Source organism: Thiosocius teredinicola (genome assembly GCF_002009425.1).
GTDB lineage: Bacteria > Pseudomonadota > Gammaproteobacteria > Chromatiales > Chromatiaceae > Thiosocius > Thiosocius teredinicola.
In genome coordinates this window covers 308,148-328,117 of the sequence record NZ_CP019936.1, presented here as the reverse complement: position 1 = coordinate 328,117, position 19,970 = coordinate 308,148, and the positions used below count along the sequence as shown (strand labels likewise).

Here is a 19,970-nt window from a genome sequence, read left to right as displayed (position 1 = left end):
CGCGGCCGCCGCCTGGAATGGCCGCGAATCACCAAGCAGAGGTAGTTCATGGATAAACAGGCAGAGCAGTTACTCGATATCGCACGAGCAGCCGGCGACGCCATTCTGGCAGTCTATCATCAGGATTTCGCCGTCGAACACAAGGACGACGAATCGCCGCTGACTGCCGCCGATCTGGCATCGCACCGCATCATCGTTCAGCGATTGGGAGAACTCGATCCCGACACGCCTGTCCTATCCGAAGAAGGGGCCGACATCCCGTTCGATGTGCGCAGCCAATGGGCGCGCTATTGGTTGATCGACCCGCTCGACGGCACCCGCGAGTTCGTCAAGCGCAACGGCGAATTCACCGTGAACATCGCCTTGGTCGACCGCGGCTGTCCGACCGTCGGCGTCGTACACGTGCCGGTGAGCGGCGTGAGCTACGTTGGACAAGTCGGCAAAGGTGCGTGGAAAATCGATCCAGAGAAAGGCACGCAGCCGATCGCCGTACAAAGCAATCGCCGTGCGGTCGCGCGTGTTGCCGGCAGCCGTTCGCACGCTGGCGACAGCCTGAAGCGCTTTCTCGAGCGCCTGGGCGAGCATGAAATCGTCAGCATGGGCAGCTCATTGAAGCTGTGCCTGGTTGCAGAAGGGGTGGCCGACATTTACCCTCGACTTGGCCCAACCTCTGAATGGGACACGGCTGCAGCTCAAGCCGTGGTAGAGGCCGCCGGCGGCAAGGTGACCGACACGCACCTCGAGCCGTTGCGATATAACACCAAAGAGTCCCTGCTGAATCCGCATTTTCTGGTATTCGGTGACGCCTCCGAAGATTGGGAGAGATATCTTTGATCCGAGTCGTTCACGCGTGGTGCACAAGCCGGATAGGCCGACTGGCACTCTTGCTGGGGTGCCTGGCCTTGACTGCCGGCGCGTTCGCCACGATGGACGAGTCGGTCTCCGACCCGCTGCAGTTCGACGACACGCCGCTCGACGATCTGCTGCAACACCCCGATTGGTTCAAGACCAGTTTCCTCGCCCTCGACGAAGACCTGCAAGAGGCCGTCAAAGGCGGTAAGAAAGGCATCGTGGTGTATTTCGGCCAGAAGCGTTGCGCTTACTGCAAGATGCTGATGGAAGTGAACTTCAAGACGCCGGACATCGTGACCTACACCCGGCGAAATTTCGACGTCATCCCGATCGACATCTGGAGCCCCGAAGAGGTCACGATGCCCGACGGCGAGACGTTGAGCGAACGCGAATACGCGCAGAAACTCGGCACCAATTTCACACCCTCGCTGGTGTTCTACGACGCTGACGGCAAGATCGCGCTGCGGCTGCGCGGTTACTATCCGCCGTATCAGTTTCGTGCCGCGCTGGAATATGTTGCCGGCGGCCACTACCGCCGTGAAAAGTTCTCGGTCTACATGGCCCGTGGCGACAAGACGCTGAGGTTCGAAGCAGGCGACCTGGTCGAAGAGCCGTTCTTTGCGCAGCCGCCCTACAATCTGGATCGCACGCGATTTCCTTCCGAGCTACCGCTGGTGGTCTTCTTCGAGCAGGGCGATTGCCATGCATGCGACATCCTGCACACCCAGCCGCTGCGCCGCAAAACGCTGCGCCGTCTGTTCAACCGCTTCGAGAGCGTGCAACTCGATATGTGGTCGGATACACCGGTGATCAAACCCAACGGTGAGCGCACCACGGCAAGTCAATGGGCCAAAGAGCTCGACATCTTCTACGCACCGTCGATCGTGTTCTTCGACGAACAAGGCAAGGAGATCATCCGTGTCGACTCGGTGGTACATTTCTTCCGCCTGCGCAATGTCCTCAACTACGTGCTGAGCCGCGGCTACGTTACCGAACCGAACTTCCTGCGCTGGAGCGCGCGCACCCGACGCGTGCTGAAAGAAGACCCTGAAGTCACTCAGGAACAGAATACGTCCAGGTAGTCTTCGTACTCGCGCCGCTTGCGTCGCAGACGTTCCCCCGCCGCCGGTTTATAGCCGCGGCGCAATGTCGAACGCACCTTGTCGAGCTTGGCGCGAGTCCGCTGACAGCGATACACCTGCTTGCTCGCCGCCGAGGCCGCCGAGTTGCTCCCGGAGCGTCGTACCTTGCGCGATGCAGGCTTGGCGCCTGCTCGACGTCTGTCACGTGCATCAAGCCATTGTGCCTCGCCGGGCCTCAGCCCCTGTGCCGCCTCTGTCGGTGCCGTCGCCCGGTAGACGGCCGAACCCTGCGCCGAGCTGCATGGCTGGAATGAGAAGACCGGCTCCCCCGCATCGCCCTTGCATCGATATATCTGGTCTGCGAGAGCGCCGTGATGGAACCCCGTGAGCAGCAACAGGCCTAAGGCAATGAAACGCATGATCCCTCCCTGGAATGCGTGAATCGGACACGGATTGTATCGTCGGGCCGTGACTCGCTGACCGATCTGCCGCCATGTCGTGCTTTAGGTTCCTGAGTTTTCGAGCGTTTCACGTACTGCCGACGCGCGCTGGGGCACCATCTGCCGGGACAAGTTACTATCGGCACAGCAAGCGACCGGCGCCGGGGCGCAGGCAAATCAGGATTTTAAAGCCTGACGCGGGCCGGCCGATAACCGATAAATGCTACGCCGAGCCTTCAAACGCATGCCCGAGTCGGACATCCAGCACGAAAACCGCATGCTCCGTGGCCTACTAGAGTCACTCGGCCGCGACGCGCTGCACAACCAGCAGGCAATGACGCGCTTTCAGGAACGCGAACTCGCCTTGCTGGGCGCCGCTGACTTAGCTCGCCTGTTGGAACGCCTGACCAGCGGCATGCGGCGCTCTTTCGAGCTGGATAGCGCCCGGCTGTATCTGCTCGACCCCTTCAACGTGATCCGCGACCTGCTGGCGACGGCGGTCGAGGAAAAAGCCGCGTTTATGCGCAATGTCGAACTGTGTACCGACGTTCGCGACACCACCGCGAAATTCTGCGACGCGCAGCGCCCCTGGCTTGGCGCTTGGGACGACGACAGGCATCTCGCATTGTTCCGCCGTCGCTTGGGTGGCAGCGTGGCATTGCTGCCGTTGCGACAGGCCGATGGGGTCGCCGGCTTTCTGTGTCTGGGCAGTCACGACCCTAAACGCTTCGTCCATGGGCAGGCGACAGATTTCCTCGCCCACATGGCGAGCGTGGCAGCGATCTGTCTAGAGAATGCCGTCAATCGCGAACGCCTGCGCTTGGTGGGCCTGACCGACAGCCTGACCGGGCTATACAACCGACGACACCTCGAACACCGATTGGAACAAGAGGTAACCCGCGCCCAACGCTACGGCCACGCCCTGTCGTGCATGTTCGTCGATGCGGATCACTTCAAGCAGATCAACGATCAGCACGGCCACACGGCAGGCGACCTGGTGCTTTCGGCATTGGCGCAAAGGCTGCGTGCACGCTTGCGAACCAGTGACCTTGCCACGCGTTATGGCGGCGAGGAATTCGCCGTGCTATTGCCGCAGACGGCGGCCGACAGCGCCGGTGCACTGGCGAGTGAGATCTGTCGCAGCGTCGCCGCCGAGCCCATCTTGCTCGACAACGGCGGCACGATCCCGCTGACGGTATCGATTGGTGTGGCGGCCTTGGCCGATGATCTTCGGCAGCCTGCCAGGGATGCCGGCCACCAATTGCTTCAGCGCGCCGACGAGGCGCTGTACCAGGCCAAGCAGGCGGGTCGCAATCGCGTGGTGTGCGCTAACCCCGCCTCTGCCTGAGGCGATGCCTTCATCCCTCCCTGCTCATCGGGCGGGTGCCGTTGCCGTTCGCAAGCTGTGCTTGAAAGCGGCAAAGCCCGCCAGGCGCTATCAGCTAAAGACAGCAAACCGCGGGGCGGCGCGGCAACGTGGCTGGCGCTCAATATCCCAACGCTGTTTACGGTTTTATAGGCCGTTGTTGGCTTTATTACATTTGTAACATTTAGGTAAAACCACACGCCCTACACGACACGCCGCTCCCGGCCTACCGGCGCCTTTCTTTATATTTCTTTACAACCTAATTAGCTTAACTTGCGTTGGGTTATTTCTTGCATCTGTTGTCTTCATCTATTGATTCGGCGGTCGATACATTTCCTATGGCTTAGACGATAGCGCGCTCACAGGCCGGTTTTGACCGCGTAAACACTCTGCTCGTGCACCCATCACGAACGAGGAAAGCCGCAGGTTCATGCTGACATTGTTGTGAACCGCGTTGAACAACACGGCAATGCAAAGCGTACAAAAGGAAACGGATTGACGATTAGAACGTCAAAGATCGCGAACTGATAGAAGTGCAATCGACTTTGGAGATCGATGTTCCGGGGTTGATTCTAAATTTCGAAATAGTCGCGAAAAGACGTGTCGACAACCGAGGTTGTCTGATAGATTAATTTGCAAACTACAAGGATCGGGAAATTAAACGTGCTGAAGAATAGTGGAAATGTGTCGCTGCTTTTAAGGCTTGGAAGCCGAATCTGCGTCTGCATGCGAAGCAACAGGCTCGACGATGGCGTTCGTGAACGCGTACGACCATTCGTCATCGGTTGGTTCTCATGCTGGTTCGACAGGCTCGCTACCAAGTAAAACTCTCCAGACGGGCACCCACAGGGTGCCCGTCTCGTTTAGCCAACCGTCTTCGGGCTCCTCTTCTTACCGACACCACTGCTGCAACACCCTCGCAGCACGCCTACTGAACAGGCGCCCAACCTTTCGACAGTCGGCACCCGCATCGAAACAGTCGTGAAAGAAAATGTGTAGCGCCAGGGTCTTGGTAAGCGAACGGAGCATTTGCTCCCACCAATAATTCGCTTGAGGAGACCTAAGCAATGAAAACTCTGATTACCGCAGGCCTGTTCGCGCTTGCCACGACCACCGCGTTCGCTCAACCGTTCGCTTACCAGCAGCAGATCGGTTCAACCGAGTACGTACCGTTTGCCGATACCGAGCACCTGACGTTCGCACCGGTGGAGAAAAGCGATTTCACGCCTTCGTTGAATCGCCTGATCGTTGAAGCCAATGTTGACGGCGCTGCACCGAACGATTTCCGCGGCACGATCATCAAGAGCGGCCCGAGCCGGATCAGCCTCTACGAGATTCAGCGCGGCAGCCCGGAAGCCACGGCCAATAGCGGCTACTACGCCCAGTTTCCGGCAGACACTGACTGGGACCGCGTAGCGCGCGACTACCGGGAGCAGCAGAAGCTGGAAGACGTAGCCTCTCAGCCCCACGGTGACAAATGGGATTCGTAAATCCCGCTAAGTCCGACACAGTGCCGGCTGCAGCGCAGCCGGCACTGGTCGACTTCGAGATTAGCCGCATCAATCAAGCATCTCGCCCAGATAACCGGGGCCACCGAGGTTGCGCATCTGCCTGAGAATCCAGGCCTGTCTTTGTCGCACGTAATCCGATGGCCGATCGGCGCGATAGCGGATCGGGTTTGGCAGTACCGCGGCAAGCAACGCCGCCTGCCGGTCAGTCAGCCGCCCGGGATCAACGTCGAAGTAATGGTCACTCGCAGCGGCAACGCCGAAGGTGCGCTCGCCCAACTCTGCGAAGTTCAGATACATCTCGAGTATGCGTTGCTTTGGCCACATCGCTTCGATCAGTCCGGTGAAGTACACCTCCAGCCCCTTACGGACAAAGCTGCGCCCCTGCCACAGGAAAAGGTTGCGTGCGACCTGTTGCGAAATCGTGCTGGCACCGCGCAACTTGCCACCATCGAGGTGATCCTGAACCGCTGCGAGTATTTCGTCCGTATCGAATCCCCAATGCACGGGAAAACGCTGATCTTCCGCTGCAACAACCGCCAGCGCCATGCCCGGGTGGATCTCGCTCAACGGAACCCATACCTGGTGCTGCGGTCCACCCTCGCTGGCGTAGCGCCATAACATAACCGCGGAATACGGTGGATCGACCCAGCGAAACAGCAACACGACGCCGACGGAACCGGCGATTGCGATCAACAGCAAGATGCCGAGCAGACGTCGCAATCGTTGCATGAACGTCCGACGAGGTTTTGCGCGTTTTGCCATACATAATCGGAAAGCAGGACTGAGTCGTCATTATCGCTGAGCGAAGGCCGACATCACAGCCGGGGTTCTCTGATCGACAACACAGAATCGTCGTGGACTAACGACTCAGATCGCCGCGCCGCGGGCGCCGGTGCAGTCGTTGCAGCAACTCATCGCGATCGATCAAGCCATTGCGATCGACATCGATGTCATCGAAGTCGTACACATGAAACGACCGACGGTTGCGTGCCTGATGCCGCCGCATACGTTGGTGAAATCGATAGTACTCGCGCCGATCGACAAATCCGTCGCGGTTCTCGTCATGCCGCGAAAAGACTTCCGCATTCGGCGCATCGCTTGGTGCGCTGTTGACGGTGACCGCAGCGGCAAGCAGAACGATGTAGATGACGTGTCTTACCCACCTCATCGGGTTGTCTCCAGAAATTTCATCAGGTCGGACCACTCCTCGTCGCTGAGCTCGGCGCGATGCGCACGTCCGCCGCGTCGTTCATAGGTCGCCCGCAGTTCGGTCGGCTCGACGCTCAGATCGGTTGCGTCGGGCTCATGGCAATAAACGCATTGATCATCGAACAGTGCCCGCCCGCGAGATGCCTCCTCGGTCGTCGAAACACCGGGGCCGGTAGACAGTTTTTGCCGATAGAATCCGCCGGCATCCCAGAAGTCGGGTTCCGAGCAACCGATACACGGGTGTCCTGCGTCCACCGGCGAACTCGTGCCTCCGTTCCACTTCTGGGTCATACAGGCATTGTGCGTGGTCGGCCCCCTGCACCCCAGCTTGTACAAGCACCAACCTTTTCGGGCGCCCTCATCGTCAAACGATTCGGCGAATTGGCCCGCGTAGAAAAAGTGAATGCGGGAACAACGGTCGTGCAAGGTGCGGCCATAGATCGACAATGGACGCGCCAACGCGTCCAGCGCGGGCAGACGACCGAATGCGATGAAGTGCGCCAAAGTGCCGGTGATCGCCTCCGGCAACGGTGGACAACCCGGCACATTGACCAGAGGGCGACGCGGGATACTGCCCTGCGCCATCAGTTGTTCGACCGCAAGTGCGGTTGTGGGGTTGGGGTTTGCGGCAGGTAACCCGCCGAACGCCGCGCACGAACCGACGGCGATCACCGCGGCCGCCTGCTCCACCGTTTCCGCCAACACCTCCATGCCCGATCTACCGGCGATCGTCGAGCAGTTCAGGTGTTGCCCACTGGAAACCGACCCATCGACAACCAGCAGATAACCCCCATCCGTCAGCGCAGCCGAACGTGCGGCTTCGGCCGCGTCACCGGCTGCCGCCTGTAAGGTGTGGTGATAGTCGAGCGAGAAATAGTCAAGGATCAGGGTATCGACGGATGGCGCGTAGGAGCGCAGCAGCGACTCGGTACACCCGGTACACGCCTGCAGTGACAACCAGACCAGCGGCGTGCGGCGCCCCGCCAGCGCTTCGGCGATCCGTCCGGTCGCGCTGCCCGGCAGTGCGAGCAGGCTGACCAGCCCGGCGCAATACTTCAGGAACCCGCGACGGCTGACCCCCCGGGTACGCAGATACGAATAAAAATCTCCATGGGCATGCATCGCGCTGCACCAAAAAAACTCCGCTTCCCAGAATGTGAAGCAAAGTCGCGCCACGTCAAGAACGGCCGTTGTTCCAGGTCAATTCATAGCGTTTCACGGCCCGCCCGCACTAACTTTCCCTGCCTATCAGCCGATACGTTCAAGAATTCAGCAACCGCGTCTTGACCATGCCGCATCAACAACCTGCAGATGTGACATTAGAAGCCGAAGACTATGCACACGCCCACCGCGACCTCGGTCAACAGGGTCTGCCGGGCAGTTTCCTGTACGCGCTTATCTGGTTGCTGGTCACCACGACAACGCCCGTCGCGACAACCTGGCCCAACATTACCTGGTTAGGGCTCGGCATCTTCGTGATCACCGGCACCCTACGGTTCTCGCTCGGGTTCTGGTTCGACAACACCTACTTTCGCGATACACAGCGTTGGGCCGCTACCTACTACACGGTGGTGCTGGTGCAGGCTGCCACTCTGGGCGGCCTGTCGTGCTTTCTGATCTGGCAGTTCGAACTCGGTTGGCCTGCCATGATGATCAGCTTCGCCAGCGCAGGCGTCATCGCCGGAGGCGTAGTTGCGCTCAGCACCCACCCGAAGCTGCAGCGCGGTTATATCTTCGCGGCGTTGGTGCCGACCGCTGTGGCGGGTTTGGCGAGCGGCAACGATAACTTGATGATGCTCGGGTTCTTGGTTGCGGTGTATATCTTCTTTCTGGTCTCGATCGGCAAAAAGCTCGATCGCGGCTATTGGGACAGCATGCGCAGCACGCGCCTGCTCAAGCGACGCGCAGAAGAACTGCTGGTCGCCCGCGAGAAGGCGGAGAGTGCAGATCGCGCCAAAGGGCAGTTCGTCGCCAAGGTAAGCCATGAATTGCGTACGCCGCTCAACGGCCTGATCAGTACGATCGGCATGATGGGTCGAACGGACGACCCGGCCAAGCGCACCAAGTACCTGTCGATCATGTCGAAGTCGGCCGACATGCTGCTGCAACGCATCAACGAGATCCTCGACTTCTCCAAGATGCAGGCCGGCAAGCTGGAACTCGAACCGGTCGCCGCCGATCCCAGCGCCGCCGTGGCCGATGCCGTAGCGCTGATGCAGGATGCGGCTGCCGACAAGGGGCTCGAGATCCAGGTCGACATCAGTCGGCCCGATCACGCATGGGTGAGCATCGACGAGATGCGCCTCACCCAAGTCCTGTTGAACCTGATATCCAACGCGATCAAGTTTACCCAGCAGGGCACCATCGTCGTCGCTTTCCAGCAGGGCGAAATAGAGAACGGCAGCGTATCCTGCCGGTTCACCGTTACCGACACCGGTATCGGCATCGCGCCCGATGCAAAAGACCGCATCTTCCGATCGTTCGAACAGGCCGATAGTTCGACCACCAGGCAGTATGGGGGTACAGGATTGGGTCTGGCGGTTTCTCAAGACCTGGTGCAGAAGATGGGCGGCCTGATCGAGGTCGAAAGCACACCCGGCGAAGGCAGCTGTTTCAGCTTCACATTGCTGCTGCCTGTTGCCGAGATGCACAACGAAACCCGCACAATTGCCGAAGACGGCGGAACCGAAATCAAGACTGCGCCACGCCTGCGGGTATTGATTGCAGAAGACAACTCGATCAACCAGTTCATCATTGAGGACCTGATGGAGACACTCGACTGCGCCTTCACGATCGTTGCGGACGGTCAGGCGTGCGTCGAGCGCGTGCAAAACGAATCGTACGACGTCGTTCTGATGGACTGCGAGATGCCGGTCATGGATGGCTACGAGGCGACCCGACGCATCCGGTCACTTGAACGCTCCGACAATCGCGTGCCAATACCGATTATCGCGTTGACCGCGCATGCGGACGAAACCAATCGGCGCAAGACCAGCGAAGTCGGGATGAACGATTTCGTCACCAAACCGTTTACGCTCGAAGAGCTCAGCGCCGCTTTGGAGCGTACACTGCGCACCGACGGGCCGATGCAGGCGATCGCCTGATCACCGCACAGCGCGCTGCGCGTTCCCAGATCATCAGCCTTCACCGACAACAGGCACTGCACCTGCTTCCCCTCACCTGCCGGGGATAGCGTAGGCCCACGGCACCTGGCGGCACTGATTAGGCCCCGCACTCGGCTGGCAGCAGCTGTGTTAGCCCGGCCAGGCGGGATATCTTGCGAGCGAATCCGCACCTGGATCCAGGGGAAGCGGTGATTTGTCGCATTTTCTGCGATGATTGACGGCGTTCTGCAAGATCGAACGACCACCGGCTACTCATGTTCAATCGACAATTACCCGCAGTAACGCTGGAAGCGGAAGATTTCAAACAGGCGCACCGTGATCTGGCCCGCCAGGGCCTGACCGGCAGCATGCTGTACGCCGCCGTATGGGCGGTCGTGGTTCTGTTTACACCGGTCGTCGTCGACTGGCCGATCCTGACCTGGAGCGGACTGGGCGCACTGGCCCTGATCGGCGCTTTTCGTTTCAGCCTGGGCCTGTTGTTCGACCGCGCCTATACCGCCTGGGGCGCCCGCGTCTGGGCAGCGGTGTATTACTCCGCCGTCCTGATCCAGGTCGGCACCTGGAGCACGCTATACACCTTTTTGATCTGGCACTATCACGCGAGCTGGCCGACGATGCTGTTGAGCTTCGCTTCGGCGGGTATCGTTGCCGGCGGCACGATCACGCTCAGCACCCACCCGCCGTTGCAGCGCACCTACATTCTCGTTGCGCTCATCCCCGGCATGATCGCGTTCTGGCTGACGGGCGACAATAACGCGATGGTCATGGGCATGCTGCTGGCGGCGAAGATCGTCTTTCTGCTTTCTGTCGGCCACAACCTCAACTTCGGTTACTGGGCGGCCGTGCGCAGCACCCGCTTGCTCAAGCGGCGCGCGTCAGAGCTCGAGGCGGCACGCAAGAGCGCTGAAAGTGCCGACCGTGCAAAAAGCCAGTTCGTTGCCAAGGTCAGCCATGAACTACGTACACCGCTGAACGGATTGATCAGCACCATCGATATGCTGGCCCAGGCAAACGATCCGGATAAGCGTTCGATGTATCTCGACATCATGTCGAAGTCTGCCGATCTGTTGTTACAACGCATCAACGAGATTCTGGATTTTTCGAAACTGCAGGCCGGCAAGCTGCAACTCGAATCGCTACCCATGGATCCGGCACAACCGGTGCGCGATGCAGCGCTGCTGATGCAGGATGCGGCTTCAGCGAAAGGTCTGATTCTCGAAACCCGTATCGACGACACAACCGGCGTTTGGGTGCTCGGCGACTCCATGCGCGTAACGCAGGTGCTGCTGAACCTGCTGTCGAACGCGATCAAGTTCACCGAGCGCGGCGTTATCGTCATCGAGCTCGAACAGCATATGGGGCCCTATTCGTCGGTTCACTGCCGCTATGCGGTGACCGATTCAGGCATCGGCATCGCCGCCGATGCCAAGAAACGCATCTTCAGGGCCTTCGAGCAGGCAGATGGCTCAACCACGCGGCAGTACGGCGGCTCCGGGCTGGGCCTGGCGGTGTCGCAAGACCTGGTACGCAAGATGGGCGGTTCGATCGAAGTCGAAAGCACACAGAACGAAGGCAGCCAGTTCGCCTTCACTGTCGCGATGCCTTCAGCACCAATCCCACAAGAAGAACCTACACCGCTGCACAAACACACGCCGGCGATATTCGCCAACCGTCGGATTCGCGTATTGATCGCCGAAGACAACCCGGTCAACCAGTTCGTCGTCAAGGCCATCATGGAGGTGCTCAATTGCGCATGCACACTGGTCGCTGACGGCCAAGCCTGTGTTGAGCGCTTCACCAACGGTGAATTTGACGTCGTGTTCATGGACTGCGAGATGCCGGGCATGGATGGCTACGAGGCCACGCGACGTATCCGTGCACACGAGCGCAACCAAGGGTTCGAGCGCCAGATACCGATTATTGCGCTGACAGCACATGCAGACGACGACAACCGGGTCCGTACGCGGCAGGTAGGCATGAGCGACTTCGTCACCAAACCGTTCACGCTGGAGCAGATCAGCGACGCCCTACAGCGCAATGTCATGCCCGACAACGAGACACCGCCGGACCAGCGCCTGCACTAATCGTCTTCGACCAGATCGTTCACGGCGCTGATCCGCCTTGGCTCAGTCCGCCTGGCCTCTTGAGGACACGACCGATGAAGAAGCGCTTGGTTATCCGGCTTGCGGCAAAGCAACGACATCGCCTGGCGTCGGGCCAACGGCTTGAGCCGGTCTGACAGCAACGGCGACGACTCAGAACGCGTCAACCTCAAATCGGATCGCGGCGCCTACGATTGAAGCGACGCTACCGGGAACACTTCATCGGCTTTGGTCGGTGGCTTCAGATTGTGAGCAAAGCCGGATCGGCCGGCACTCCCGCCGACAACCGTCGCTGCGCACCCTGAAAACTATCGCTCGGTTCAAACGGCGCTTGGTGGCGGATGTGTTCCTGCTGCGCTTCATCAGCAGCTTCCCGCAGGGTCGGAACCCCGCACCTGATACCGGCGTACTGTTGGTCACATCAAACGGGTTGTGCAGCCTCACACGGCACGGTGGCCATTATTGTATGCTTCCATGACGGTGGTTATACTGCCCGACCCAATCCACCGACTTGGGGTGGGAAGGTACGAATCCCCATCGGGGACTCTCAACGAAATGCGCCAGTGCTCTGCTCTCCCTTCCACAGTTCATCGTTGTCGCAGTGAACACGCCGATGCGCCGGACCATGGGGCGTGACGATCTGGGCTACGAGATCACCCTAGGACACCTCTCTAATAGATGGGCGCGCGACCGTTCGCGAACGCATGCATGGATTGCCGTGGCTGCAAGGCGAACGCTTTGTGTCCGCAATGGGTTTGATCGTACCCTCCGCAAGGAATACCGAGTGTAGGCGGCCAAGTGACTTCCGTTCGTTCATCCCTGGCATACAGTTTTCTCGGCGCCAACACGGTGACCGTTCTCCAGTTCGCGTCGACACTGATCATCGCCCGGCTACTTACGCCGGAAGAACTGGGTATCTACTCCATTGCAGCGGTGTTTATCGGCCTGGCGAACGTGCTGCGGGACTTTGGGGTATCCAACTACCTGATTCAGGTTGAGAAACTCACCAACGAAATCATTCGAACCGGCTACGGGCTGGTGATCATCGCGGCCGTATTGCTTGGCATGATCATCCTTCTCTCTGCGGATGCCATCGCCACATTCTACGGCGACGAACGCGTGGGCGAAGTGCTGGTGATCCTGGCAATCAACTTCTTTATCACGCCGCTCGGTTCGATCACATTGACGATCGCTCGCCGTGATATGCGATTCCGCGCACTGGCCGTTATCAGGGTATTGAGCGCCATTGTGGCAATCGGCACATCGATCAGCTTGATTGTTGCAGGACTCGGGCCTGCCGGTCTCGCTTGGGGTGCAGTGGCGGCAACGACCGTCACGTTCCTGCTTTCGATACGGCTCAGGCCGAGCGACATGCCGCTGCTCCCTGCACTGCGAAATGCCAAAGAAATTGCATCTTTCGGTGCCATCTCGACATTGTCCAACATACTCGGCGAGTTGAATGCCAATGCAAGCGACATGCTCCTGGGCAAACTGCTCAGCCTCGAGTCTGTCGGATTTTTCAATCGCGCGATCTCTCTCACGCAGTTTGTCAGTAGAGCGCTCGGCAATGCGCTCAACCCCGTTCTACTGCCTTGGCTGTCTGAGCTTAAGCGCGACAATCAGCATCCCCGAACGGCTTATACCAAGGTCGTCGAGCTCACCACGGGCGTCACTTGGCCGATCTATGTGTTTGCTGCCGTGTTCAGCGACGAAATCGTATTGCTGCTGTTCGGTGATCAGTGGGGGCAAAGCGCCGAACTCGTCCCCTATTTCTGTGCAGCAGCCGGGATCACCTCCATCTACAACGTTTGCTCCCCCCTCTACCACGCCGCAGGTAAACCTTCGGCCTGGCTCATCGCGCAGGGAGTCAACCTGCCGATCAAAGTGGCCAGCATCATTTTGCTCGCACCATTCGGGTTGATCGCAATCGCGATCTCTTGGCCACTGCTTACCTGCGTATCCGGGCTGACGCATCAGGTTCTGATGAAGCGATTGGCAGGTATAGCGTTCACCGATACATCAAACGCCATCAAGAAAAGTTTTGTGCTGGGGTTGAGCACCTTTGCGGTCGCGCAACTCGCGGCAACTCTCCTGCCGAGTGTCCTTGGTCAGCACTTGACCATGTTCGTTGCAGGGCTGCTCGTTGCCGCCGCTTATCTAGGGACGGCTCTCGCTATCAAACACCCCATCTTCTCTGAAATGAAGCTGATTCTGTCCAAGCTACGCGCTCGTCGGTCCTGAACGACGCAGCAGCACGGCACAGGCAACCCGTCCGCAGATTCGTTCAGCACCTGAAGTACGTGGGCTCCCCTTTTCGGGACTTCTCAATGCGTAGATTCGCCCGTTGGCCGAATGCGCGACGGTCGGGCCGATCACCTCCGGGGCGACTCCAATCTCGAAAAAGGGCAGCTTCCAGCCCCTCTTGGCAGAAACCCGACCGCCCTCGAGCGGACACTGCGGGTTCGTCAATCGAGATTCAGCTCCGCTTTCAGTTTGGTGCAGCCCTCAATTTTCCCTTGTTCAAACTCTTTCTGAATTCGCTTGATTTGTTCGTCATCAAGCTGCTCGAGAAAGGCGATTTTCTCCGGATCATCGGAAAAGTATGCCGCTTCCGGGATCTCAGTCCGGAAATGGTACTCGCTAAAGAACGCGACCTTAAGGTTGTAGGCCAGGGTAAACGCCACGAGGACGGCAGCGACCAGATTGAAACTCGCCGGCCACTTCACACGACCATCCACCCTGGTAGAAAAAACAAGAACGATTGCGAAGAGATAGATTGGCCATAGCTCCGCGATGTAGCGATGGTTAATAGTCGGGTATGACAGCTGAAAATAACCACCAACGGAAACAATGAGCCAGAAGAGAAGGAGCTGGGCACGTTGAGTCACGCGTTTTGTGACAAGAACATAAAAACTCGCCAGGATTGCCAGCGTAGGCGCCAGCCATAGAAACAGCGTCGGGATTATCGGCAAAGCCTTTCGCCCATACCCGGTGTGCAGGGTTCTTGTCAGATACTCATGCAGATCCCAGCCGCCAATCGTGTAGACGATTGTGTTGGGGATCATTCTCACCAACCGATAAAACTCCGACGTTTCGTAAATTCCGCAACGCCTCGGGGAATAGCCCTCGCCAGCCAACCCGAATCCGTAGTTCACTCCCAAGAACGCCAGGGCATCTTCATATCGCGCGTAGTTCATGATGAGAATCGAAACGCCCAGCAGGAACATCGCGGCGAAAGTCGCCCAGTGATGCCGAACAGCGGCCACGACCAAGCCGGGGAAATTGCGGATACCCGCTGTGAAACCAGACGCGCCAACTGTGCAGGCCGCGCTGATGATGATCAAGAAGACAGTTGCGCCATACAGAGCAAGCGCAGTCGGCATGCGGGCGTGCACACACAATCCCGCGAGAACGCCATAGGCCAAAGTCGAGTGATTGCCCTTTAAGAAGAACCGATCCTTGATCAATAGAGCGAAGAAAATATTCAGAAGACAGAGCGCAGCGGCATAGGGCTCGTGATACATGGTCGGGCGCTGCAGAATAATGAAGGTGGCAGAACCGAACCAAATCAGAAGACTCACGAGCACCAGCGCCACAACATGATTTCTATCGGCCTGGTGCTTTCTATTCTGTCTTGCATAGCTCAACACGGCTGCCTGCAACGCAACATTGCCGATGACACAGAAGAACCAGACAGAAAAAGCGGAGACGGGAACCTGGGTTAGATCAACGAAAGGATAAAAGAACACACGCACGAATGCCGGCAGAACCCCGTAGTACATGTAGGCCTTGCCATGCAAATACGACCCTTCCCTACCGATGGCTGCAGCAGGAACATCCAGTCGACCATCGGCTAGCGAAAGAAAATAGTGGTTGTACGCGTGCCAGTGTTTGTAGGGGGCAAAAAAATCAAACGTGAAGTCGGTTGCGAAACCCGCGTAAAGCAGAACGGGCACAAAAAAGTACGCGAAGATCTCGCGCACGGAGAGTTCGCAGCAGACGGAATTTGAAGATGGAAGTCGGAGGTTGAACATCAATGCTCCTTATCAGCATTCACCCAAGCCACACATTACTGGATTCTCTATTGCAGCCATGCATGCCGACCCCAAGGCTTTGACACGGAACATCTGGCTAAATGGATCCTGGACCAAATACGCAGCGCAGCCCGGCCATTTCATCTGGGGCATACAAACCGCTGTTAGCGTAGATAGAAATCGATGATATCGCGCGGTAGCCCTTCGCCGTAGAGTTCAGTCGCGGTCTCTCGCGCCTTCGCTGAAATAGACGCGTATACGTCTTGCTCGTCGCGGAGACGCATGATCTTCTGGATCGCTTCAGCATTGGATTCGAAGACGAAACCGTTTCGACCATCCTCGATCCGTTCGACATAGCCTCCGCGGTTGCCGGCCACGACGGGCAGACCACAGGCCATCGCTTCGAGGACCACCCGACCGAACGCTTCAAACCAATCGCTGCGCGTGCGATAGAGAAAACAGTCAAGGGTCGACAGAAACTCTTCCGGCGCTTCCGCACCGGCCGGGAGCAACTCGATCATGGGATGTGGCGGCATTTTCTCTCTCAAAACCGTCCCACCCATAATGCGTACTTTGACGCCCGCCTCCGCCAAGCGCATGTACAAGTCGCAATCGTCTGCATGATGCTTCTCTGACACATCTCGGCTCAAACGCCCTACCGTAAACTCCTGGTTTCGTTTTCGGGTGCCAGTCGGCCGAAATTGTTCGAGATCGATCGGTGACGGTTCAACCAAGCCGTCGAGTGCCGCATCTTTTCGCATCTGTTCACTCGCAAACACCCATTCGATCTCAGGCATCCACGGACTCTTGGCGCGTCGAAACCAATCTTGATAGGAATGATGCGGATAGTTGTGCAGAACGATAATACGCCGTGGAAACGTTACTTCGAGCCAGCGACCTACGTACCAGCAAGCCCCGCAAAAAATGAAAGTGCCGAACTTCGGAAATGCGAGGCGCTTCGGCCGTATCTGCCTGATGGGCCAGTCAGCTGCCAAGCCGGGATCAGGATCGAACTCAGACCACAGCCGGACTTGCGTGTGCCGCTTCAGGATGTTGTACAAACTGATGGCTCTCAGCTCAGTACCGCCGTGGGGATTGGTAAATTGTTGAACGATATGAATCACCAGCGAACGTCTCACACCCGATGAATACCAATTTTCCGCAATAAATTGCGAGCCTTCTTCAAGAGCAATGGAGGTTCCTTCGGCCAACGCTCATGCCGGGCATGCCAGTTCACGTCGTGAATCTCGTTATTGAGGAACCTGCCGGCAGCCGACTGCAGATCGAACCGTTGACTGAACGGCTGCCGGGGATTGGCGAGCACGTCGCGATAGATCACCAGGAAACGGCTTGCCATTTCGTCCATCGACCAGTATTTCGCCATCCATTCCGCGGAGTATTTCCCAATCTCCCTTACCATTTCGGGACGATCCAGGGTGGAAAGCAGAACCTCTTCGGCATCTTCCAGTCGAACGTTCACAGCGGGAAAATCGTTTCGACCACAAACTTCCGCTACCGCTTTCTGCACCCTGTCATCCATATGGGTGAGCACCATGCTGCCAAGCTCGAGCGATTCCAACGTACTCATGTGATAACTGCCGGTAACAAGATCGTCGATAGCGATATCGCATTCGGATTTGCGTGCCAGGCATTCACGATGACTTACCTGCTCGATAACGTCGATCTCTACCGATATGCCACGCGCCTTCGCTTTCCTCTCCAGGCGTCTCAACATGCTGATCGTTTCAGGATAACCCTTGGTATCCCACCGGGAGATTCGACCAGAACGGAAGCTGCTGGGAGAGTAGCCGATTCGTATCGGGCCCTCACGCACGCTTCGCTCGATTCCGTATTGGTTAGGCAACACGATGTTGGGGACAAGGCGCGCCGTTGGATAGAAACGTTCTGGATACTGAGCAATCGTCAATTTCGGTATCGGGCAGCGAAACACGTCAGAGACGTTACAGCGCATCATTCTCGCGACGAGATCCGGCGTCGAGTGAAAATGCCGCACCATCGGTTTGCCGCTTTCCCACAGCGCCGAGAAATCGAGCGGCGCAAACTCCTTGCTGTCGAGCGAGATATAGTTGTGCAGGTGCAGGATATCGGCTCGCTCGACCAACTCGGAGACGAGCGCCTTGTCGTCCTCCCACACCAGATCGATCGGATGGGATTGGTCTACATAACCTTTGGGATCGAGAACGACGAAACGTGCTTCTACGCCGTCCAGCCGACCAAGCGCTTCACACAAGCGGATCGGCGCGCCAACAAGAGGCGTCAACGAAAAGTGGACGATCAACATCGCTCGTACGTCAAGATTGCGACAGGGGATCGGCAGTATAAACCACCTTTTCGTTGGCTCGCAGCGGGGTGTCTCTCACCTGATGAACTCCGACAGCCCGGGCGGCTGCCGTCAGCCGCCAGGCTGGGACGCCGATGCCATCGTCCTGCCGAGGTTGTCGTGCGTCACGTCATCTATTCGAACTGAACCTGTTGCAGGACTTCTGTTCCGACAGTAACGCATGCGAATGGGAGAGAGCTCTTGCGGCTACCAGCGGAACGTCGCTCCAGACGATGTCCGGTGCCCCCCTGGACCGGCGGGATTCGCCGCAAGAGCGAAACAGCGCATTCAAAAACAACGCAGCCGGCAGACCGATGCTTCAATACGGACGCTGCTCGCATCAAACTGAAGCGACGTCACCCTGATCCAGCTGATCGACGCAGCACCAGTGCACTGCGTCGCAAGTTCGGGTCATTCCAGAGCCCATCCAGTCGGCCAAAAACTCGGCTTATGCTATGGCTGAGCGTTACGCAAAATCTGCACGGCTCGCTCAGCGCGCTATCAAGCGGCCTGTGTTTGTCCGCCGAGGCGGCGATAGTGACCGCCGGCCTGCGAGGCAACGTCGCCGGCCAAGGCGAAACCGGCGATGGTGTCGGGGCCCGCGATCTCGAAGTGCAGGCTGTCGCCGTTTTCTTCAATCGCCACCCAGTCATCATCGGCGACCGCACCGGACGGCTTGCATACGCTGATCGGCATGGTGGGCGTTTTGACCTTGACCAACGGCGGCAGCGGCATGAAGCGCTCGCGGGCGCCGGCAATGTCGGCGGCTATCGCCTCTGCCTGACGGCGAATCGGCTCGATGTAGGCGAACACCTGGCCCGCCAGTGAAGCGCAATCACCGACGGCATACACATGCTCAGCACTCGTTCGCATGGTGTTGTCGACGGCCACACCGGCATCGATTGCCAAGTCCGCCTTGGCGGCAAGCTGCGTGTTGGGAATCAAACCAGCGGCAGACAGCACGATGTCGGTCTGCACACTACAGCCGTCATCCAGCACCGCCTTGTAACCCTTGGTGGCTTTCGCCAGAGACAACATCGTCGATCCGAGGCGCCAATCGACACCCTTGTGCGCAAGCCGGCTCACCAACTCAGCGGAAACGGCACGAGGCACCAGGCTCTGCAATGGCCTGTCGGCCGGATCGACTACCGTCACCTGGAAACCGGCGCTCGTCATATCATCGGCGAATTCACAACCGATCAGGCCCGCCCCCAGGATGGTGATGTGCTTGACCTCGGGCGTGAGCTTCGCACGAAACTGCTTATAGCTACCCAGATCATTGACGCGCGCAACATCGTCTGCGGCATCGCCGTCTAACGGCAGCACCCGCTGGTGCGCACCCAATGCCAGCACCAGCTTGCCGTATTGGATACCACCGCGGACTGTGGTCAGTCGGCGGCGTCGGGTATCAAGCTTGACGATGCGTGTGTCGGTTCTTACCTCGATGTTGAGTTCAGCGGCTTTGCCTGCCGCATCGGTATCCACGAGGTCTTCCGGCTTTTTGTTCATGGCCAACGCCATCGATATCGCCGGCTTGGGATAGACCAGGCCGGGACAGGCGCTGACCAGCAACACCGGACGTGTCGGCTCGCGGCGGCGGATTGCTTCGGCTACCGACCAACCGGCGATACCGGCGCCGACGATAACGACATACTCGTCACCACCCTTACACAATGCAGATTTTCCCGCTGCCGATGCAGCGGGCCGGGAAGCAACTGCAGGCTTCGCCTCGGGCAACAGGCGCAAATCACTTTTTTTCATGCCGCACAGCGGACATTCCCAATCTTCCGGGATGTCGGCATAGCGTGTACCGGGCGCGAGGCCGGAGTCAGGATCACCCTTGGCCTCGTCATAGATATAACCGCAGGCATCACAGATCCAGCGCATGAACGATGCGTCATTCATAAC

General features: G+C 58.5%; 15 protein-coding genes. 7 read left to right on the top strand and 8 right to left on the bottom strand.

Going from position 1 to position 19,970, the window contains the following annotated elements; genetic code table 11:
* Positions 1-48 precede the first annotated feature (48 nt).
* Positions 49-834, top strand: a complete 786-nt coding sequence (gene cysQ, locus B1781_RS01535; protein ID WP_078117994.1) for a 3'(2'),5'-bisphosphate nucleotidase CysQ — start codon at positions 49-51, stop codon at positions 832-834.
* A gap of 92 nt (positions 835-926) precedes the next feature.
* Entirely contained in the window at positions 927-1,934 is a 1,008-nt protein-coding gene (locus tag B1781_RS01530) for a thioredoxin family protein (protein WP_078117993.1), read from the top strand.
* On the opposite strand, the gene B1781_RS01525 is transcribed toward B1781_RS01530, so the two are convergent.
* Complete coding sequence (locus B1781_RS01525; RefSeq protein WP_078117992.1) at positions 1,910-2,353, bottom strand: DUF4124 domain-containing protein; 444 nt, start codon at positions 2,351-2,353, stop codon at positions 1,910-1,912. The genes B1781_RS01530 and B1781_RS01525 overlap by 25 nt on opposite strands.
* A 241-nt stretch (positions 2,354-2,594) precedes the next feature.
* On the opposite strand from B1781_RS01525, the gene B1781_RS01520 reads away from it, so the two are divergent.
* Positions 2,595-3,722 (top strand): GGDEF domain-containing protein, encoded by a 1,128-nt coding sequence (locus B1781_RS01520; RefSeq protein ID WP_078117991.1) that lies wholly within the window; start codon positions 2,595-2,597, stop codon positions 3,720-3,722.
* Between the two features lie 1,085 nt (positions 3,723-4,807).
* Positions 4,808-5,230 carry a hypothetical protein gene (locus B1781_RS01515; protein ID WP_078117990.1) on the top strand — a complete coding sequence of 141 codons (423 nt, stop codon included), beginning with the start codon at positions 4,808-4,810 and terminating at the stop codon, positions 5,228-5,230.
* A 69-nt stretch (positions 5,231-5,299) separates the two neighbouring features.
* On the opposite strand, the gene mtgA is transcribed toward B1781_RS01515, so the two are convergent.
* The 3 genes from mtgA to B1781_RS01500 all read right to left on the bottom strand — a co-directional run bounded on the left by mtgA (position 5,300) and on the right by B1781_RS01500 (position 7,582).
* The gene (gene mtgA / locus B1781_RS01510) at positions 5,300-5,980 is read right to left on the bottom strand and encodes a monofunctional biosynthetic peptidoglycan transglycosylase (RefSeq protein WP_334223845.1); all 681 of its coding nucleotides are present in this window, start codon (positions 5,978-5,980) and stop codon (positions 5,300-5,302) included.
* 130 nt (positions 5,981-6,110) lie between these two features.
* A complete protein-coding gene (locus tag B1781_RS01505) occupies positions 6,111-6,419 on the bottom strand; it encodes an EF-hand domain-containing protein (RefSeq protein ID WP_078117988.1) in 309 nt (102 codons plus the stop codon).
* Entirely contained in the window at positions 6,416-7,582 is a 1,167-nt protein-coding gene (locus B1781_RS01500; RefSeq protein ID WP_078117987.1) for a hydrogenase small subunit, read from the bottom strand. Before B1781_RS01500 ends, B1781_RS01505 begins: the two co-directional genes overlap by 4 nt.
* Positions 7,583-7,773: 191 nt before the next feature.
* On the opposite strand from B1781_RS01500, the gene B1781_RS01495 reads away from it, so the two are divergent.
* The 3 genes from B1781_RS01495 to B1781_RS01485 all read left to right on the top strand — a co-directional run bounded on the left by B1781_RS01495 (position 7,774) and on the right by B1781_RS01485 (position 13,928).
* On the top strand, positions 7,774-9,564 hold the full coding sequence (locus B1781_RS01495) for an ATP-binding protein (RefSeq protein ID WP_164513208.1): 1,791 nt from the start codon (positions 7,774-7,776) through the stop codon (positions 9,562-9,564).
* A gap of 275 nt (positions 9,565-9,839) precedes the next feature.
* Positions 9,840-11,669 carry a response regulator gene (locus B1781_RS01490; protein ID WP_078117985.1) on the top strand — a complete coding sequence of 610 codons (1,830 nt, stop codon included), beginning with the start codon at positions 9,840-9,842 and terminating at the stop codon, positions 11,667-11,669.
* Between the two features lie 816 nt (positions 11,670-12,485).
* Positions 12,486-13,928 (top strand): lipopolysaccharide biosynthesis protein, encoded by a 1,443-nt coding sequence (locus B1781_RS01485; protein WP_164513207.1) that lies wholly within the window; start codon positions 12,486-12,488, stop codon positions 13,926-13,928.
* A gap of 224 nt (positions 13,929-14,152) precedes the next feature.
* On the opposite strand, the gene B1781_RS01480 is transcribed toward B1781_RS01485, so the two are convergent.
* The 4 genes from B1781_RS01480 to B1781_RS01465 all read right to left on the bottom strand — a co-directional run bounded on the left by B1781_RS01480 (position 14,153) and on the right by B1781_RS01465 (position 19,967).
* A complete protein-coding gene (locus tag B1781_RS01480; protein WP_125931818.1) occupies positions 14,153-15,721 on the bottom strand; it encodes a hypothetical protein in 1,569 nt (522 codons plus the stop codon).
* Between the two features lie 164 nt (positions 15,722-15,885).
* Positions 15,886-16,845 (bottom strand): glycosyltransferase family 4 protein, encoded by a 960-nt coding sequence (locus B1781_RS01475; protein ID WP_164513206.1) that lies wholly within the window; start codon positions 16,843-16,845, stop codon positions 15,886-15,888.
* Positions 16,846-16,856: 11 nt separating this feature from the next.
* Positions 16,857-18,023, bottom strand: coding sequence for a hypothetical protein (locus B1781_RS01470; protein WP_078117981.1), 1,167 nt, complete (start codon positions 18,021-18,023; stop codon positions 16,857-16,859).
* Between the two features lie 540 nt (positions 18,024-18,563).
* Complete coding sequence (locus B1781_RS01465; protein ID WP_125931817.1) at positions 18,564-19,967, bottom strand: FAD-dependent oxidoreductase; 1,404 nt, start codon at positions 19,965-19,967, stop codon at positions 18,564-18,566.
* Positions 19,968-19,970 lie beyond the last annotated feature (3 nt).

What these genes read in the sequence shown, in the direction of transcription:
- B1781_RS01470 (WP_078117981.1), bottom strand. Translation starts at nt 18,023, where the DNA reads ATGTTGATCGTCCACTTTTCGTTGACGCCTCTTGTTGGCGCGCCGATC.
- B1781_RS01480 (WP_125931818.1), bottom strand. Translation starts at nt 15,721, where the DNA reads ATGTTCAACCTCCGACTTCCATCTTCAAATTCCGTCTGCTGCGAACTC.
- B1781_RS01505 (WP_078117988.1), bottom strand. Translation starts at nt 6,419, where the DNA reads ATGAGGTGGGTAAGACACGTCATCTACATCGTTCTGCTTGCCGCTGCG.
- B1781_RS01465 (WP_125931817.1), bottom strand. Translation starts at nt 19,967, where the DNA reads ATGAATGACGCATCGTTCATGCGCTGGATCTGTGATGCCTGCGGTTAT.
- B1781_RS01530 (WP_078117993.1), top strand. Translation starts at nt 927, where the DNA reads ATGGACGAGTCGGTCTCCGACCCGCTGCAGTTCGACGACACGCCGCTC.
- mtgA (WP_334223845.1), bottom strand. Translation starts at nt 5,980, where the DNA reads ATGCAACGATTGCGACGTCTGCTCGGCATCTTGCTGTTGATCGCAATC.
- B1781_RS01525 (WP_078117992.1), bottom strand. Translation starts at nt 2,353, where the DNA reads ATGCGTTTCATTGCCTTAGGCCTGTTGCTGCTCACGGGGTTCCATCAC.
- B1781_RS01515 (WP_078117990.1), top strand. Translation starts at nt 4,808, where the DNA reads ATGAAAACTCTGATTACCGCAGGCCTGTTCGCGCTTGCCACGACCACC.
- B1781_RS01490 (WP_078117985.1), top strand. Translation starts at nt 9,840, where the DNA reads ATGTTCAATCGACAATTACCCGCAGTAACGCTGGAAGCGGAAGATTTC.
- B1781_RS01500 (WP_078117987.1), bottom strand. Translation starts at nt 7,582, where the DNA reads ATGCATGCCCATGGAGATTTTTATTCGTATCTGCGTACCCGGGGGGTC.
- B1781_RS01520 (WP_078117991.1), top strand. Translation starts at nt 2,595, where the DNA reads ATGCTACGCCGAGCCTTCAAACGCATGCCCGAGTCGGACATCCAGCAC.
- cysQ (WP_078117994.1), top strand. Translation starts at nt 49, where the DNA reads ATGGATAAACAGGCAGAGCAGTTACTCGATATCGCACGAGCAGCCGGC.